The sequence below is a fragment of the Pantanalinema rosaneae CENA516 genome (assembly GCF_050753385.1).
Classification (GTDB): domain Bacteria; phylum Cyanobacteriota; class Cyanobacteriia; order Leptolyngbyales; family Leptolyngbyaceae; genus Pantanalinema; species Pantanalinema rosaneae.
Genome location: NZ_JBLZFZ010000062.1, coordinates 1 through 15,430 on the forward strand (window position 1 = coordinate 1; position 15,430 = coordinate 15,430).

Annotated in this window: 15 protein-coding genes; 10 read left to right on the plus strand and 5 right to left on the minus strand. The window is 46.9% G+C overall.

Annotation, left to right across the window (positions count from 1 at the left end; all coding sequences use genetic code 11):
* Positions 1-22: 22 nt before the first annotated feature.
* Positions 23-298 carry a CRISPR-associated endonuclease Cas2 gene (gene cas2, locus ACN4EK_RS26230; protein WP_431661244.1) on the minus strand — a complete coding sequence of 92 codons (276 nt, stop codon included), beginning with the start codon at positions 296-298 and terminating at the stop codon, positions 23-25.
* 79 nt (positions 299-377) lie between these two features.
* Positions 378-2,465, minus strand: a complete 2,088-nt coding sequence (gene cas1, locus ACN4EK_RS26235) for a CRISPR-associated endonuclease Cas1 (protein ID WP_431661245.1) — start codon at positions 2,463-2,465, stop codon at positions 378-380.
* A 42-nt stretch (positions 2,466-2,507) separates the two neighbouring features.
* On the opposite strand from cas1, the gene ACN4EK_RS26240 reads away from it, so the two are divergent.
* The 10 genes from ACN4EK_RS26240 to ACN4EK_RS26285 all read left to right on the plus strand — a co-directional run bounded on the left by ACN4EK_RS26240 (position 2,508) and on the right by ACN4EK_RS26285 (position 12,759).
* Positions 2,508-3,563: an SAVED domain-containing protein gene (locus ACN4EK_RS26240; protein ID WP_431661246.1), complete on the plus strand. Its 1,056-nt coding sequence runs from the start codon at positions 2,508-2,510 to the stop codon at positions 3,561-3,563.
* 65 nt (positions 3,564-3,628) lie between these two features.
* Positions 3,629-5,515, plus strand: coding sequence for a Cas10/Cmr2 second palm domain-containing protein (locus ACN4EK_RS26245; protein WP_431661247.1), 1,887 nt, complete (start codon positions 3,629-3,631; stop codon positions 5,513-5,515).
* Positions 5,516-5,523: 8 nt separating this feature from the next.
* Positions 5,524-6,678 carry a type III-B CRISPR module-associated Cmr3 family protein gene (locus tag ACN4EK_RS26250; protein WP_431661248.1) on the plus strand — a complete coding sequence of 385 codons (1,155 nt, stop codon included), beginning with the start codon at positions 5,524-5,526 and terminating at the stop codon, positions 6,676-6,678.
* A gap of 38 nt (positions 6,679-6,716) precedes the next feature.
* Positions 6,717-7,583 carry an RAMP superfamily CRISPR-associated protein gene (locus ACN4EK_RS26255; RefSeq protein ID WP_431661249.1) on the plus strand — a complete coding sequence of 289 codons (867 nt, stop codon included), beginning with the start codon at positions 6,717-6,719 and terminating at the stop codon, positions 7,581-7,583.
* A complete protein-coding gene (locus ACN4EK_RS26260; RefSeq protein WP_431661250.1) occupies positions 7,583-7,999 on the plus strand; it encodes a hypothetical protein in 417 nt (138 codons plus the stop codon). The genes ACN4EK_RS26255 and ACN4EK_RS26260 overlap by 1 nt, the downstream gene beginning before the upstream one ends.
* Positions 8,000-8,075: 76 nt before the next feature.
* A complete protein-coding gene (locus tag ACN4EK_RS26265) occupies positions 8,076-8,630 on the plus strand; it encodes a Uma2 family endonuclease (protein WP_431661251.1) in 555 nt (184 codons plus the stop codon).
* Between the two features lie 434 nt (positions 8,631-9,064).
* On the plus strand, positions 9,065-10,324 hold the full coding sequence (locus ACN4EK_RS26270; protein WP_431661252.1) for a hypothetical protein: 1,260 nt from the start codon (positions 9,065-9,067) through the stop codon (positions 10,322-10,324).
* Between the two features lie 254 nt (positions 10,325-10,578).
* Positions 10,579-10,944 (plus strand): hypothetical protein, encoded by a 366-nt coding sequence (locus tag ACN4EK_RS26275; RefSeq protein WP_431661253.1) that lies wholly within the window; start codon positions 10,579-10,581, stop codon positions 10,942-10,944.
* Between the two features lie 116 nt (positions 10,945-11,060).
* Positions 11,061-11,444: a hypothetical protein gene (locus ACN4EK_RS26280; RefSeq protein ID WP_431661254.1), complete on the plus strand. Its 384-nt coding sequence runs from the start codon at positions 11,061-11,063 to the stop codon at positions 11,442-11,444.
* Between the two features lie 403 nt (positions 11,445-11,847).
* Complete coding sequence (locus ACN4EK_RS26285) at positions 11,848-12,759, plus strand: DUF6602 domain-containing protein (protein ID WP_431661255.1); 912 nt, start codon at positions 11,848-11,850, stop codon at positions 12,757-12,759.
* Between the two features lie 6 nt (positions 12,760-12,765).
* Here ACN4EK_RS26285 and ACN4EK_RS26290 read toward each other — a convergent pair whose 3' ends face one another.
* From ACN4EK_RS26290 to ACN4EK_RS26300, 3 genes are all read right to left on the minus strand, one after another.
* The gene (locus tag ACN4EK_RS26290; protein ID WP_431661256.1) at positions 12,766-13,092 is read right to left on the minus strand and encodes a type II toxin-antitoxin system HicB family antitoxin; all 327 of its coding nucleotides are present in this window, start codon (positions 13,090-13,092) and stop codon (positions 12,766-12,768) included.
* A gap of 289 nt (positions 13,093-13,381) precedes the next feature.
* A complete protein-coding gene (locus ACN4EK_RS26295; protein ID WP_431661257.1) occupies positions 13,382-14,707 on the minus strand; it encodes a ribulose bisphosphate carboxylase small subunit in 1,326 nt (441 codons plus the stop codon).
* A 43-nt stretch (positions 14,708-14,750) separates the two neighbouring features.
* Positions 14,751-15,362 (minus strand): GDSL-type esterase/lipase family protein, encoded by a 612-nt coding sequence (locus tag ACN4EK_RS26300; protein ID WP_431661258.1) that lies wholly within the window; start codon positions 15,360-15,362, stop codon positions 14,751-14,753.
* Positions 15,363-15,430: the final 68 nt, after the last annotated feature.

A 15,430-nucleotide genomic window follows, 5' to 3' on the forward strand; every position in this document is an offset into this window, starting at 1 on the left:
AGATGTGTATAAGAGACAGGGGTTAAATAAAGTAGGCATCGGGGGGTGGTTCAGGGGGAGGGCTACCAATCACCAGAACTCTGGAAACCGCTTCTTGAGATAGCCAGTAAAACCGAATGCTGTCCTCTTCTGGCTTAACCCGTCGCTGGATTTGTTGGAACAGTTGTCGCATTTCATCCAGGCTGAGAAAACACTCGAAGACAGAATATTGTACCCGTCGTCCGTAGCCTTCCAGAAAGTTAGAAAGCTTCAGCCGTCGTTTATCATCCGGGATGTCGTAGACGATGACTACTAGCATGAGGATGGGGTGGTGGGGTGGTGGGGTGATAGGGTGATAGGGTAGTGGGATGGGGATGTTTCCCTACTCCCCTACTCCCTTAAATAACCCGTCGGAAAGTTCCATAGGGTTGATTGCCTAACACCGCTTTTTTATACCGCTGAACTTGCAATTGAATCGCTCGACGGTAGGACACCTGTTCCTTGACATCGGGGTGAGAAATCTTTTCACTCATCCGTTGTTCAAAGTGTTTCAGGAAAACTCGTCTGGCGGGAGCTTCCAGATAAACTCCCCCTTCCCGACCGGGAAAGGTAAAATCCGTGGGGCTGAGAATTTTCTGATTGACCAATTTCATCACCAGCGTATCGGCAATGGGAGATCGGAACTCCTCCATCAGATCAAACGCCAGATCCGCCTTGGGTCGTTCTGCCCCATGCAAGTTGCCCAGGTACGGGTTCAACCCTTCTACCAGCAACAGGCTAAACACATTGTTAAACAACTGGGTATAGGCAAAGCTAAGCAGGGAGTTCATTGGGTCAGTGGGCGGATGAAAGACGCGTTCCGACAACACAAAACCGGGATTGGCGATCAGTTGATTCAAGGCTGAAAAGTATCGCGCCGCCCCCGCCCCCTCATAACCCCGGATTTGATCCAGAGTTTGGGTATTCTCCGCCCGGCTGACTGCCTCCCGATCCTGATCCAGCCCTTCCACCCCTGCCGACACCTCCGGCAATTGCCGCTTGCGGTTCAGCCGCAGGAGCAACTGTTTAGAATTCCACAGTTTTCCTTGAACAATCTCCCGCGCCACTGCCAGCTTGAAGTCCATCTGCTTTTGCCGCTCAAATTGAGCCATTTCTACCCCCAGATCGGCAGCTTCCGAACTCCACAGGTGTCCCTTGTATTCACCCAATTGGGTCAGGAAAATCACCGGGATCTGCTGTTCCAGGCAGGTAGAAATGACCGTTGTGGTGAGTTGAACATTGCCAAAGATCAGGATGTGTTGAACTTCCCGAATTGGCACCTCAACCTCTGCCTCCTTGGGAGGCTGAATGACGAACCGTTCCTGCTCTCGTTTCAGGGTAGTGCCTTGCTGGATCAGGTAAAGCGTTGCCATATCAGGTTTCCACTCAGTTTCATCAGATTGGATGGGGACAGGCTGGTGCTCCCGAACTTTGTACCCCAAAGCCACAAACAAGGGTGGCGGGATGGGGTGATGGCTTGCCTTCAGTGCTGCCACCATTGCCCGTTGCATCTGGGTAGAATGCAGAACCGGGTCAGCATGAACCAGGCGCAAATCCTCTGAAGGTAGAATGCCCCTTTCTGCCGATCTCTTCTCTCTTCTGGTTTCCCGTACTACCACCTCTCCGGCAAAAACATGCCCCAGGAAGCGAAACCCTTTATCAAACGTGGTGATCTGGGTTTTGTCGGGGTGTAGCTGCAAGCCCATACTGGTCAGCAGTTGGGTGGCATCCTGCTTTGCCTGGAGAATTCGCGGCTCTGCCCGTGCCAGGATGACAAAATCATCAGCAAACCGGACTACTTTATGTCCCAGCTTCGTCAGGGTTTTATCCAGATCATCCAGGTAAACATTGGCAAGGATGGGAGAAATCACTGCCCCCTGGGGAACACCCCGATCGGGAAAAATAATTCCTTCTGGAGTCAGAACTCCCACCGTAACCCATGCTTGAAGCAGTTTCAGAAAAGGCGGTTCCGGTAGCCGTTCCTGGATTTCGGCAAACAGACGGGGATGCTTAATTTCGTTGAAAAACTGCACAATATCGGCATCTAGGATCCATTCGTAACCCCGATCGCGCCATTTTGCCACTTGCTCGACTGCCATCAGATGGGAACGACCAGGACGATAGGCAAAACTACAGTCTTCAAAGTGAGGCTCTAATACCGGATGCAGAATATTGAGCAAAGCTTGCTGGACAATGCGATCGCGGACAGTCGGAACTCGCAATTCACGCCAGCCATCCAGCTTTTTGGGAATAAACAACTGGCGCAACGGTAATGGACGGTAGGTTCCCCGCAGGACTGCATGGTGTAATGCTTTCAGATTGCGATCATTCTGGGCAAACTGGGCGATCGTCTCGCCATCGACTCCCGCGCCACCTTGATTGGCTTCGACCTGACTCCAGGCAAGCAAAAAGTTAGCGAAATCGAGAAATTGGCTGAAAATTTGCATTGGTATGTTAGAACAGCACCTATAGAAAAAAGAGAACGATCGATGCTAAAGCGGAGCGGTGGACGACAAATTGTGCGACAGGTCAAAACGGCGATCGCGGAACTGGTACATGACCCGGTAGCAATTCTAAGTAATCCCTTTACGGGCACCGCTGGCATCATTGGGGCGATCGGTGGCTTAGTGGCAGATCAGTTGGGTGCAGGGTATGGGGTGGTATTGGCGGTGGTGTTGCTTTTTATTGGGTTGGGCATCTGGAGCGAAGCGCGGAAGTCGTCTATCTACAAACATGCTGCTATTCCGCTACCGATCGTGATTAATGTTTCCAATCCAGCCAATAGTGACAACGCGCTGAACGCTCTGTTCAATTTAATTGAGCAAGACAGACGGTTCAGAAATTATCGACGGAACTTAGCGCAATACCTGCAAATTTCTCCCTCCGATTTGATCTTCAATTACCGGGGTGATATTTATGAAACAGAGAGGTTGAAAGATTTCTTGAAAATCACTCGCTATGACCTGGAAAAGCTGAAAACAAAAACGCCTCGAAATACTGTGATTAATCTGGCGTACATTGGTCCAGCTAGCGTCGGGATTTTGATCGGCACGGTTTTCAGTCTGGATAGCGCCCGAATTTTTCAATATAGTAAGACCTCTGATAGCTACTATCCGGTTGTAGAAATTCGAGACCGAACCCTGAAAGAAGATGTGGCAGCCTTTGAGAAGTTTGAGGTGAAGTTTCCGCCCAAACGTCAGCCAAACGTAACGGTCGCGATCGATGTGTCTTCGCACAAAATCTCTAGTGGAGATTCCAGCATTGAGGCATACGGCGACTTAATCTATATGAAAAGTCAATCGATCGGCACCATTGAATTGCATGAAGACTGGATGCAATATTCCCGAGAAATTTTTAAGGTACTCAATTTAGCCCAACAGAGTTATGAGGAGATCCGTTTGGTTTACTCTATGCCAGTTGCTCTGGCAATTATTTTAGGCATTGCACTCCAGAATTATTGGAATATTATGCTGACCCAGTATGACAGTAGCAATCATACTTACCGCGATCTAATGAAGCTGAATGCGCTCCAGTTTCATCTTTGAAGACTCAACTTCTTACCCTCTGCTAACCTCTTGTCATTAACTGTCATCCGATTGGAGTGAGATGGATGAGCAATTCCAGTCCGTCTGTCTATACCGCAATTACCTTTGCTCCGGTTCAGGGTTTTATCGAAAAATCTCGTAAGCTGCGTGACCTCTATGGGAGTTCTTATCTGCTTTCCTATATGGCGCGGTCAATCTGCCTGGGAGTTGAGCAATTTCCAGGATGTCAGGTTGTGTCTCCAGCTCTGGCAAATGTGACCCAGGGAATGCCGAATCAGATCATTGTCAGAGGTCAAGTTGCAGCCACGCAAAAAGAGTCGGAAGCGATCGCCAAACAATTCCTGGATGAAGCCTGGCAGTTAGTTGTCACGACTTGTCAGACCTGGATTGAAGAACAGCTCGGCAATCAGAGACCGTCCACAGCGGGATGGCGGTTCTTCTGGAATCGAAACTGGCAACTGTGGGGAAACCATACCTGGGAGTTTTTTCTGGCACAGGGTCAGCCTGGGGAAAGCATTACAGAAGTGCGGCAACGACTGAACGAACGCAAGCGATCGCGGGCATGGACTGGGGTGAATTGGCAGGGTGAAAGCTCCACCCTATCGGGATCAGACGCGGTTGCCTTTCCGGGGATGGGGCGTGAAGTCAATCCAAAACGAGGCTATTCACAACAAAAGGATATCCAGTCCTATTTTGAGCAATTGACTCAAGAATTAGAACGGCAGGGAATCATTAACGCACTGAACCAGAATAACCTGTTAAAGGGAGATCGTATTCAAACCGAACAGGACGAAATTCGTACTTTTTACAAACATCTGAGCCTCAGGTTAGGAGAAACCTTTGCTAAACGGTTCAACTTACCCGTAAAAAACAAAGACAGATATGGTGAACCCTTTATTGATCCGCGTGAAGAACTCAGTATTCCAGAATTAACAAAACGGCTGATTACCCATCGTACTGTTGTGGATACATTAAGTGATGCCGTTAAAGCGAAACAACCTTGTCTTGTCAATCAACAACTAAGTGTCGCGATCGAAGAACTGGCAAGGGAAATTGATCAGGACTTAAGCGTTGAAAGTTTTAGAGAACTGAATCGCCTACCCGAACGGAATGGTCAACCGGAACCTGTGTACTGGACAGGCTGGTTCATGGGCGATGGAGACGGTGCAAGTGATTATCTGAAACAACTGGGTCAACAGGGCATCCAAATAGAAGACACAGGCACAACTCAATTCAGCGAACTAATGCGCCAATGGGGAAGAGAATTCAAAGATAACCAGCGTACCTACCTTCCAGATGGGCAGGGGCGGGTAGTCTATGCCGGTGGCGATGATTTTTTAGGTGTTCTCTACAACCCGGATCAGCAAATTCCTGCGATCGAGTGTCTCAACTGGTTCAGCACATTTAAGTCGAAAATCTGGAATGGGATTGGTGGGACAGCGAAACCCATTACACCGAGTGTTGGGTTTGTCTGGGCAGGTCCGAGTGTGCCCCAGCGAGAAGTCCTGCAACATTGCCGGGAAGCCGAAAAAGCAGCGAAGAGTCATGGTAAAGACCGAATTGCATTTCGGATTTTGTTTAACAGCGGCAACCATCTGGAATGGATTTGTCCTTGGTGGCTGCTAGAAGAAAGATTAATGGAAGCATACCGCGATCGTAGTCATGGACAAAACTGGACTCATTTCTACAACGATGTTGCTGTTCTGGAATCTCGCCATGCGTTTCAGAAAGGCGAAGCAGAAGTAGCTTTGGCTCTTTTTGATGTTTACTTCCCTGGTCAACGGTCAGTTATTGAACAACATTTATGGGATAGTAGCGATTTCGTTAGCCAAGAAAAACAGGCAGGAGTTTTGGCAAATATTTCTGTGAATGGGAAAACTATTCAAACTGCACTCAATGAGTGGATCATCAATCTGGCAAAGGTTGGCTTTTATCTACACCGTGATTACTAAACTGAAGCATGAATAGCACTGAGCAAAAACCAGCGAAGTTTGAGTATTTGATCACGATCGAAGCATTGGGGTTACTTTACGGCAGTGCCGGGCGGTTTCTGTCACCTGAGAATTTAGTCGGGCGATCGGGCACGCATTTCCCGCCCAGTGCTGCTACGGTTTCTGGTTTGTTTGCTGCCCATTATGGCGAAACCTGGATGAAGCGGGATGACTTCTATATTGCCGGACCATTCTGGGCAAAAATCAGTGAGATTAAATCAGACCAACAGAACTTCTATGTGCCCACTCCCCGGAACTACCTGATTAAGGAAGATAAGATTCAACACAGATTAAGCTGGCAGTGTCATCAGAAAACCCAGGAATTTTGCTGGTTGGATGATCAGGGTGAAGCTCCATCGGACAAATTTGAAGGGGGCACATGGCTCTCCATCCGAGAATGGAACCAGCCCAAAACAGTCGAGAAGTCTCCCTGGAAATTTCTACCCCATCTCCATCCCCGCCTGCAAGAGGATCAGCGCCGGGTGTATATAGACAGCGATCGGGGCAGCTTGTTCTTAGAAAATGCGATTCAGTTACATCCTGAAGTCTGCCTGGTTTATCTTGCCAGCCATGAGTTACCAGACGGTTGGTATCGGTTTGGAGGAGAAGGGCACATGGTGGATGTCACCTCGCATTCCCTGGATTCCGCTATCCAGGAGCTACTGGAACGCCCTGTGGGTCAACAATTTGCTTTGATTACTCCAGCAATTTGGGGTTCTAATCGGCTGTCCTATCGGGAACCGCAGTTGCTCCAGAAAGGAGATGCCACCCGTCACCAACTGGAAACGGTTGACAGCGACCTGAAGCAATCAACCGAGTGGGAAGTGGAAGCCTTGCTCACCGATCGTCCCATTCCTTTCCGTTATCGCTTGGGCGATCGCAAAGATGAGGCAGGGCATAACATTCATCAACCCAACCAGCCTAAGCTCCTCTCCCGTGGACGCTATGCTGTGCCTGCTGGAAGTGTGTATGTGCTTAAACAACCTCTCCCTGCTTGGCAGGACTGGGATGCTAACTGGTTTCCCAAAGAGGGAGTGACGCTTAAGCGCTGGGGCTGTGGATTAGCACTGCCACTCCCAGGTGTATTTTCTGAAGCTGATCAGGAAATGGCGATCGTCCACTAATTTTCTCAATTCTTCAACGACTACCCATCACAAAGCTTATGTATCACAAAGCTTACGGCATCATTGAAACCCTGGCACCACTGCATGTGGGAGCCAGTGCCGGAGAAGAAACCGGAAATCTGAATCTAATTTTCCGCGACCAATTTACCCAAACCGGCATTATTCCCGGTAGCTCCATTCGCGGTCGCTTTCGTGCCGATATGCGCCTTGGTAAAGCTGGTGCAGAAAACACCTGGTATGGGCATGAAGCTGTCGCAGGTCAGGAAGATGGAGGCACAACGGAAGCATTAGTGAAGTTTGAGTATGCGTCTCTCGTTTGGCTACCCGTTTTTTGCCCCGGTCAACCCATCATTTGGGTTACTTGTCCCTGGCTGCTGAAACGTTACAAACAAGTTATTCATACTTACAAGCAGGCGGACGGTACAGAAACAAAGTTGCCTGAAATTCCTCTAGCCTATACAGCCGCCAAAACAATTCAAGGCAGACAAATTGATAATGCGCCTAAAGTTCTATTTTTTAACTTAGGTTTTCTTGAAATTGAACATCCAAAAGAGGAAGAAGAGTTGAAGCCGTGGATTCCACCTGGCACTATGCTGGAACCTAAAAATCTTCTGATTGTAGACAACAAAGATATTGGCATGATTCACGATATGGCACTCTATCGTCAGAGTCGAGTTGCTTTGGGGACAAAAGAAGATCCCAATATGAAAAAAGCAAAGGGGGGAGCTTTCTTTAATGTTGAGGCTTTGCCAGAAGGAAGTGTTTTGGTGTTTCCCATTGCACTAAAGCAGCCTGGTTGGCAGCCATTTGGTGATGAAGAAGTAGCTCAAGAATTGTATTTCGGTGGGCTGGAATCGATTGGGTTTGGTCGTTGTCGTGTCACCTTAGGCGGAGAGTATCAGTAATGGGCTGGAATTCATACGGGTTAGATCAAGAAGCACAACGACTGGTTCTGGCAGCTAGAAAACGTGATCCAAAATCTCTGAATCAGGGTTACAAAATGCGGATGGCAGTCGCTTACGGATTGGAGCGTTTTTGGGGAGAACATTTGCGGTTACAAAAGGAACCCAACAAATCTCAGTATTGGAAGGAAACCTGGGATGCTCTCGTTGCAGTCCTGCAACAAGCTCATGTTTCAATTCCCAACGATTCAGTGAGAGTTGAAAATACCGATGCAATTCAGGCAATGTCTGAGCAACTTTGGCAAATTCCCATCGAAGATCAGCGAGTATCTTTAGCTGTTCTCACTCAACTCTGCGATTGTATTGTCTGGTGGACTCAACGTTACAAAGGGGGAGTGGCGATCGATGACGAGGATTAAGTGATCGCTTTGTCTGGTGAACCCATCGCTATAAATAATTCTGAATTACCCTAAAGAGAAACTTCGATTCCTCACCATGAGTACTGCAACAGAGCCACTAACACTAGAGAAGTTCTTAGACCTGCCAGAAACCAAACCAGCGTCAGAATTCATCCGCCAGAAAATCATCCAAAAGCCCATGCCCCAAGGAGAACATAGTGCACTTCAAGGAGATCTTTGTGAGCGGATTAACCAAGCGGCTCGCCCTCAAAAAATTGCTAGAGCCTTTCCTGAACTGCGTTGTACCTTTGGCGGACAGTCGATCGTTCCCGATGTTGCAGTCTTTCGCTGGGCGCGGATTCCTGTGAATGCCTCCGGTCGTATCGAAAACCGCTTTTTTATCCATCCTGACTGGGCGATCGAAATCCTATCACCAGACCAGAGCCAAACCAAAGTGTTAGATCACCTCTTGCACTGCTCTGAGCAGGGAACGGAATTAGGCTGGCTGCTCGATCCCGCTGAAGCAAGCATCTTGATCGTGTTGCCAGAACAACGAGTGCGATTGCTGAGAGGCGATACCGTATTGCCAGTTCTAAATGGTATTGAACTTGCTTTGACAGTAGAACAAGTATTTGGTTGGTTAATGTTGTAAGCGGGCTTTAGCTAAAAATGACTCTTCTTGATGCTGTTAATAAAGTCCCAATGATGTTTCGGGCGCAGATTGAGGGGCGTTGCCAACTTCAGCGAGTTACGAAGGAGCAGAAATCGGATGCAGAGTTATGGATTGATGAGTGGATCGACAAAGCTGATCCAGACTCGCCTGATTTTGGCGAAGACGTTCAAACCAAAACCTACTCCATATCCTGGCGGTTTGTCACTAATGCAGGGCAAGACGAGAGCATTATTCGTCCGGTAATTGGGGCTAGAGGGATTCCTTTCTACCCTGGTAGCAGTATGAAAGGAGCGTTCAGGCAGGCTTGTCAACAACTTTTTCCCGATCGTGTTGCCTATTACTGTGGCGACCGAGTTTCTCTGTCCCCCGGTATTTTGCGATTTCATGGAGGCTATCCTACGAGTGCTGACTGGATGAACAATTTAATTGACTTAGCCCATCCTCAACAAGGATGGCAAGTTAAAAATCTAGACACTAGCCAGAAAGATGGAGGTGCCTTTGTTCAAATTTCCTTACATCAACCAGAGTTAAGATTTGGTGTCTCTAGTGCAATTGATTTAGACGAGGCGGAATGGAAAGAGATTTGGCAAATTTGGCAAACAGCCCTTTCGAGTGGAATTGGCTGTCGTGTCTCTGCGGGATACGGCAAACCGGACATCCAGTCCGGATCATCTCTTTATCGAGTAAACCTTAAAGGGCAGGGTGTAGCATCTACGCTGATAGACAGAACACCGGAATTCCGTCCTAATATTTTTCGTGCGGCTTTGCGAGGTCATGCCTTGAGAATTTTCGGTGGGTTAAGTGATGCCGATACTGCTGAACTCCTTGTCAATCAATTGTTTGGAGGAATCCAGGATGGGGCAACCTGGGGATTGCTCAATCTGGGTTTTCGGGAGACTCAACCCTTTAGCTCGGAAAGATACGGTCGTTATGAAATGCCTTACTACACCATTAAAGGAGAACTCTCCTGGCTTTTGACGCAACCACTCGAAACGGAAAGGGAACAGGCTCTAAAAAAATTAGTTAGTCATTTAATGCAATTTGCCATGTTGTTGGGTGGTTTTGGTAAAAGTTGGAGACGAGTAGACCATCGAAAGTTCTATTCTGATGATAATTATGAAAAATTGATTGGCTGTCATTGGACGTGGCAAAGAGCCATTTTTTCAAGCAATGATCCTGCCAGGCAGTTACAACAGGTCGGTCAATTCATTGATCGAGTGTTGGAGGTTGCCAGGTCCTGGATGCAAAAGTGGAATTTTGAGCCAAATACTAATCATCCGGCTGAGTGGCGTGAGACGTGGTGCCGCGATCGCGCCCAGGTTTGGGGGCGAGTTGCAGACGATGAGGGTGATAGCCTCGCAATTCATTGGTTTCACAGAGGCTACGACGAAGTCCAACGAGGGCGGCAATTTGTACCGACCAAACGTTTAAAGGGTACTATCGTAGCGGGATTTACGGGCAATAGACAGAATCCAACACGAATTGGGCGAATATGGCATCGGATGTATCCTGTCATGCTAAAGACAACAAAATCTGATGGTAGTGCTACCTTGAGGCAAACAGATCAATATCTTGAGTTACTAACGTTCTTTCCAGATAAATCTAACCAGGAGTCTAACCAATTGAGCGAGTATCTTAATCGTCCAAAAAGTCCATTTACTCGCCTTTGGTAGATAACTACTGGCTATCGCTCATACTGCCAGTAGTTATTTATTTGAAATTGGTGATGCGATCGCTCTGCTATGGCTTCACCAATTTGGTTTAGGTAGGCGATCGCGACTTCTCTCCCTGCTCATTCTTCAGTCACTCGGTTATCATCACTTCCGTCCTCAGAAAGTGATCGATTGACTAAAACGGGCACTCTAAGCAAAGCCTACCAGAATCTAGAAACTGGTGAGCTTTCAGCTTCTATCACTTGAGTATTTCCATGTTTGGCATTGTTATTACCTGGCTATGGGTGTTGTTTCTGTGTGCGATCGTTTTAGTGATTGTGTGGATTGTGCAAGCGATTCACGATCGGCGACCACCCAAGAGACTGAAGATTCCAGCCGACAAAATTGTTACCTATCCCGGTAGCCAACCAACCCCCATTAGAAAAGCTCAAGTCCCCCAGGCAGATCCCCAGCAGGCAATGTGTCAGTTGTTGCACGATCGCATCTTGGGCATGGTGTATCACGACAAACAAACAGCAACCCGGCTGATTGAACGTACCAGATCGAATTACCCCGGAAAATCAGACAAATGGGTGTTAGAGAAGGTCATCCTTGATTTGGAGCGCGATCGGAGACTCTAGCTAACCCTGTGGTTGCATCCTATATCGATCTTTTCTCCTTAAACGGGGAACTTTAGAAAAAGCCTATAAGCATTAAAACTGGTGGGCTTTATTGTTATGCACATAGAGATTAACAAATGAATTTCGATTACTTTGTAGAAATGCTGGCACGGGCGTTGGGAGGAGCATTAGGTCAAACACTTGGACAGGTAGCTGCTATCTTTCTTTTCTTCGGCATTCTGTATCTACTTTGGGGATTGCCCTGGTCACGGGTAATTAGCAAGCTTGGGTTTAGGGGAAAAGCCTACTGGCTCTTATTTTGGATGATGTTTGCCCCTGTCCTACTAGGATTACTTGCTAACGCGATTAACTCCGTAGCACTAACTGAAATCCTGAGCCGCATCTGTGGTTGGTCACTCTACATCGGGCTATTGATTATGGCATTAGTCCCTAGACCAAAGGAGAAACAAGCTGAATCAACTTCTATTGCTCAACGCAAAGATGGTCTAAATCATTCATGAAATACTAGTTTCTCCTATTACAATCATAAACATTACTACACCCCCTGCTCATCTCCGTTTCTAGAAACATCGATAGACTACATGAATAAAGCTAACAAATATAGCATTTCTTGCTTAATGAGATACAAGTATTAAAGGCTGAAAGACTCACAAATTAAGAGTTACCATGTACCTTAAGCAGTAGAAACAACTATAAACACTTGACATTTCCATAACTATCCAATGTAATAGATAACCACTTAAAATTCTAGTTCTTAAAAAGCTTCTATTAAGTTTTTTTCTACGACAGTATTTTTATACAATCTACAAGGATAATCTTGAAAAAAGCGACCATAAAATTTAATTTTTTAAAATTTGAAATATGTCATACCTAAAAAAATATTATTCTCAGTTATCAAGTCTCTTGAAACAGTATTCAGAAGGTCTTAGTGGGCAGACTGCTGATTCTTTAACCCTCGGCGAGGATCGAGAGTACTTTATTCAAACTGTTCTAAACCGAAGCCTCCCTAGAAACATCTTTGTGGATCGTGGGGTAATTGTCAGTACTGATGAAAATAGTAGGTCAGTAGAAAGTAATCCACAAGATATCATCCTTTACCGCTCTGATTTCCCTGTAATGAGTGGGTTGTTTGGTTCACGTCGTTTTTTTTCAGAAGGTGTTGTTGCATCTATAGAAATTAAATCGTTTCTTAATGAAAATGAATTTCGTCGGGCAATTAAGACTTTAAATTCTGCTTGCCATACAAAAGTAATCCATTTTACACCTCCTGAAAATTTACCTGAAGATAGAATAATTCAATGCAAAAAGATTGCCGAGGAAGAAGCTTTTACATTTCATCAGGTAAGAGGAAGAAGCTATTTATTTGCTTATCGAGGTGTTCACCTTGATACTTTACTTCGTTACATTGCTAACCTTTTCCAAGAAGGTTACGGCTTCTGGAACTTACCCTCTGTTATTTGTGTTATTGATCCAGGAATTTGCTTAGTTAAAGATGATGGTCAGCTTCTTGATTCTTGGCCGAATGAGGAGTCAGCACAGTGTATATATCATTCCTCAGAGGAGAATGGTAGGGAGCTTGAAGCCTTTATGCTACATCTTTTATCTAGCTGTTTATTATCCTCAGGGAACTTGCAAATATCTGGTACTCCATTCTGCATAAACTCGAATACATTTAACTTTTATACTGAAAAGTTAAGGGCTAGACCGATTATGTTTTCAGGGCTTCAAGACATATCAAACTTCAAAATGAGTAGAGGTGCTGAAGGTGAGTTAATCACTACTAACGATGTGTTGAAAAGATCTGGTTTTTGCTGATTTTACTTATTTTGGATACTCTCTAAATGGTGCATGATCTCCATCAACCTGTTGACGGTATGCGGCTACTTCTTCCAGAAAATTGTTAAAGGTTGGGTCATGCTCAAAAACGCCAAGATGCTTGAGCCAAGGGTCAATTGCTGGGTTAATAGTTTGGGAACCAATCTCGATTGTGACGATTTCACCGTGAGCTAACTTCTCTTCCAAGATGGTTTTGGCTTTGACGATCGCCTCTTCTCGGGAATTTCCTTCCACAATACAGTTGGGAATCCCTACTATAGAAGCAATAAACTGCTGGTCTGATTGACTTTGGACAAAGACTTGATACTGCATAGCGGTTTGTCTTTATAGCCGAGAGGGTTTTTCCATTATCGTATTTCTCAACTCGTCTAACGAGATTACCTGAGCAGCAGAAGCAGACCTGCCGTTTATTGCTGTCCTAAGAAATCAAGTTCCTCAATCAGATTTTCCAGGTCGCTCGGGGCAAAGTTCCACGCCTTCTGCCTAGCAACCGTATTCGCAATTCACAGGTTGAAATCGCGATCGTAGCCCAAATTACGATCGCAGATAGGAGGCGAAAGCTGATCTTCTTCCTGCAAGCTCCCGTCCTCTCTGCTTTTACTCAAGCTTTAGCTGCTAGTGGTCGTTGAATGATGGTTTCGCTGATCCGGCGGCGATCGCCCGACTGAATTCCCACAATTCGGATGTAGTCTTTGGGATGTTCCGTCAAGCAAGCTTCTAGAGCCGCGATCGCGGCTGCCCCATCACCGTGATAGCTGCCGTAGCAGTTCCAAGAATTTGTGCGGAAGCGGCGATCGTCTACATACTCAATGCCTAACCGATGTCCCTGACTTAAAATCCGGTTAACTTCAGTCATGACCTCGGGTGTAAGTCGATTACTAGAAGGTTGTCCGGCGTAGCTGGTGGATGGCGGCGAAGCGGGATGGGATGGTTGTCCGTTCCCGGATTGTCCATTGCCGGAGTAGCTGCGGAAGAATTGCGGATCGTTTGAGGGACTGGAGGATGGGGCAGACCGATCGCTGGTGTCGCCTAATTTGCGATTAAAGTACAGCGACTTGTTATATTCCTCTGCCAACCGCATTTCCTGCACTCGTTTTTGTTCCTGTACCATCTGCTGACCGACTTCGATCAAATGGGGCAGGCTAAAGTTTGGTCTTTGGAATTCTGGCGGGGCTTCGGCACTATTCACAACTCGGGAGGAAATCCGTTCTATTCCCACCTTTTGGATCAATTGCTGCACCTGTTCGTCATATAACCGCGATCGCACCGCGCCAAAAAAGTCGATCGATTGCTGGGGAAAGGCATCAACTAATTGTTCAATATCTCCGTGAGCAATGCGATCGACCTGGAAAATGCCCGCCACAATGCCAATGCGATCGTCGCGGTTTGGCTCCCAGTAAAACTTCTCCATCCGACCATCCCGAATTAAGGGTTGGTATAGCGTCGAGAAATCGTTGCCCGTGACGATGATCGGAATCCGTTGAATCGGTTCAGAGTCATAGGCTCCGGGAAGCTGCACGTTAGTCGGATTGTCGGCAATGTTCATTAACGTGCCATTAACTAACTGCGTATTGACCGTGTACTGCGTGTACTGATCCACCCGTCCGGCTCCGGCATCAATGTCATTGATCATCAACACTGCCATCTTGCCGCGCACTTTTACCAGTTCAGCCGCTTCGCGGTAACGCAGGCGGATCAATCGGGCTGGATCACCCGCATCCGGACTTTCTAACTCCCCTGCCGACATGTGCACCACATTAATGCCCATACGTTCAAACACCAGTTCGCACTGGAAGGATTTGCCTTCGCCTTTGCGTCCGTGAATCCCCAAAATCAACGGCACTTTGACATTTGGGAGGTTGAGGTAGTTTTTGGTAATGTGAACTGCCAGTTTTTCTAGAAATCGGGGCGCGATATAGTAACTCATGGCACTCGGTAACTCTCAGTTGCAGTAGAAAAAAACGGTTAATTTAGTGGAACCAGCGCTGCCAAACTGCTGATGTTTGCACCAGTCGAGCAAATTCTGTATAGCCTGCCGCATCCGGATGGTAGCCATCATTCGCGGCGGCTTCCTGTAGCCAAACCGGCGATCGCGACAGCGGTGTAAATACATCTAAAAACGGAATTTCTAACTCATTACACAGTGGCAATAGCTGTTCGGTCAATTGGCGAATCCGATCGTTTTGCTCAGGCTCCGGAATCGCCGCTGGACTAATCATAAACACAGAATATTTTTCTTTGGCGCGACACAGAATTTGGCGAGTATTGTCCATTGACTGTGGCAGTTCGACTCGCGGTTTACCACCGTCTAAAGTCGTATCATTCACGCCAAAACAAAAGACTAATCGATTATCACAACCCACTGGAAATCGGCGATCGCATTCCGCTTGCCACCGTTGTAATAACTCGGTACTCGTTTCCCGCCGAATCCCCAAATTGTAATGGGTAACTTGATAACCCTGTTGCGACAAGGTTTGGCAAACTCGCCCTGTCCAGCCTAGATGAGTGCGATCGCCCGTACCATTCACAAACGAGTCCCCTAAGAAACCAATTCGGATATCCCGATTCACTTCAGCGATCATGGAGAAATTGCTTTCAAGCTTGAAGCTTTTGCAGCCCCCTTTTCTGATATGCCCGCAGGGCTTTAAGC

Bases quoted from the DNA above. Each gene is read 5' to 3' on its own strand.
- ACN4EK_RS26300 (WP_431661258.1), bottom strand. From the start codon at position 15,362: ATGATCGCTGAAGTGAATCGGGATATCCGAATTGGTTTCTTAGGGGAC.
- cas2 (WP_431661244.1), bottom strand. From the start codon at position 298: ATGCTAGTAGTCATCGTCTACGACATCCCGGATGATAAACGACGGCTG.
- ACN4EK_RS26275 (WP_431661253.1), top strand. From the start codon at position 10,579: ATGTTTGGCATTGTTATTACCTGGCTATGGGTGTTGTTTCTGTGTGCG.
- ACN4EK_RS26265 (WP_431661251.1), top strand. From the start codon at position 8,076: ATGAGTACTGCAACAGAGCCACTAACACTAGAGAAGTTCTTAGACCTG.
- ACN4EK_RS26250 (WP_431661248.1), top strand. From the start codon at position 5,524: ATGAATAGCACTGAGCAAAAACCAGCGAAGTTTGAGTATTTGATCACG.
- ACN4EK_RS26260 (WP_431661250.1), top strand. From the start codon at position 7,583: ATGGGCTGGAATTCATACGGGTTAGATCAAGAAGCACAACGACTGGTT.
- ACN4EK_RS26245 (WP_431661247.1), top strand. From the start codon at position 3,629: ATGAGCAATTCCAGTCCGTCTGTCTATACCGCAATTACCTTTGCTCCG.
- cas1 (WP_431661245.1), bottom strand. From the start codon at position 2,465: ATGCAAATTTTCAGCCAATTTCTCGATTTCGCTAACTTTTTGCTTGCC.
- ACN4EK_RS26255 (WP_431661249.1), top strand. From the start codon at position 6,717: ATGTATCACAAAGCTTACGGCATCATTGAAACCCTGGCACCACTGCAT.
- ACN4EK_RS26270 (WP_431661252.1), top strand. From the start codon at position 9,065: ATGAACAATTTAATTGACTTAGCCCATCCTCAACAAGGATGGCAAGTT.
- ACN4EK_RS26295 (WP_431661257.1), bottom strand. From the start codon at position 14,707: ATGAGTTACTATATCGCGCCCCGATTTCTAGAAAAACTGGCAGTTCAC.
- ACN4EK_RS26290 (WP_431661256.1), bottom strand. From the start codon at position 13,092: ATGCAGTATCAAGTCTTTGTCCAAAGTCAATCAGACCAGCAGTTTATT.
- ACN4EK_RS26280 (WP_431661254.1), top strand. From the start codon at position 11,061: ATGAATTTCGATTACTTTGTAGAAATGCTGGCACGGGCGTTGGGAGGA.
- ACN4EK_RS26240 (WP_431661246.1), top strand. From the start codon at position 2,508: ATGCTAAAGCGGAGCGGTGGACGACAAATTGTGCGACAGGTCAAAACG.